General features: G+C 64.1%; 1 protein-coding gene. It reads left to right on the top strand.

Annotation, left to right across the window (positions count from 1 at the left end; genetic code table 11):
• Positions 1-237: 237 nt before the first annotated feature.
• Positions 238-1,155, top strand: a 918-nt coding sequence (locus ACIQU6_RS45050) for a reverse transcriptase N-terminal domain-containing protein (protein ID WP_403488589.1), incomplete at its 3' end; no start/stop codon positions are given.

Raw genomic sequence — 1,155 nt, 5'->3', positions numbered from 1 at the left:
GCGATCAACACCCTGCGCTCGGCAGGACACCGCAACATCGCCGCCGGCCTACGCGAGATGTCCTACCAGCCCTTCAACCGCCCCCTCGACCTACTAAAACTCCCCTGACCTGCCCAAACATCCCAACACCCGGACTTTGCAACAGCCCTGTCCCGAAAGGGAGCTGACGTGGGCTGGTGAGCCTTTGAAATCTGAGGCCGAGGGCCTCCCGAACCGAGGGATAAGTTGGACACCACGGTGAACGGACCCAAGGACGTTGCCGACTGGGACGACGTCGCGTGGCGTCACCACGAGGACAACGTAGCGAGGCTGCGGCAGAGGATCTTCAAGGCGACGCGGGAAAAGGACTGGGCCCTGGTCCGGTCCTTGCAGAAATTGATGCTGAGGTCATGGTCGAACACGCTGATCAGCGTGCGGCAGGTGACTCAGCGCAACGCGGGGCGTCGGACGGCCGGGATCGACGGGGAGACTGCCCTGTCGCCCGAGGCCAGGATGAATGTGGCGGCGCGTGTGCACCGTACGCGCTCGTCCTGGAATCCGCTGCCGGTTCGGCGCGTGCACATTCCGAAAGCTAATGGAAAGCAAAGGCCGCTGGGTATTCCCGTGATTATGGACCGGTGTCATCAGGCGCGTGTCCGTAACGCGTTGGAGCCCGAGTGGGAAGCGCGGTTCGAGCCGAGATCTTACGGATTTCGGCCGGGCCGCAGTTGCGCGGACGCCATCGGTGCTCTCTTTTCCACGCTGAATGGCTCCCGGGCCAGGAGGCTGTGGATTCTGGACGCCGACTTGTCCGCCGCGTTCGACAGGATCGGTCACGAACGACTGCTGGAAGCGATCGGGTCCTTCCCCGCCAGGGAGATGATCAGGGGATGGCTGAAAGCGGGAGTGGTCGAGAACGGCCTGCTCGCGCCGACCGAAGAGGGTTCCCCTCAAGGCGGTGTGATCAGTCCGTTGCTGATGAACGTCGCGCTCCATGGGCTGGAGGAAGCTGCCGGAGTCCGCTACCTGACAACTGGCCGTAGTGCCGGGGAGACGGTGCGAGGGGCTCCGGTGCTGGTGCGATACGCAGACCTATGCCGAGTTCGGCATAGGTCTGCTTATGCCGCACGTCGGGTTATGCCGACCGCGGGGGCGGAGAGTGTGACGGACCGGGTG

The sequence above is a fragment of the Streptomyces sp. NPDC090442 genome (genome assembly GCF_044769405.1).
In the GTDB taxonomy this organism is placed as follows: domain Bacteria; phylum Actinomycetota; class Actinomycetes; order Streptomycetales; family Streptomycetaceae; genus Streptomyces.
Note: the sequence above shows the minus strand (reverse complement) of the source record. Positions and strands in the feature narration are given on the sequence as shown.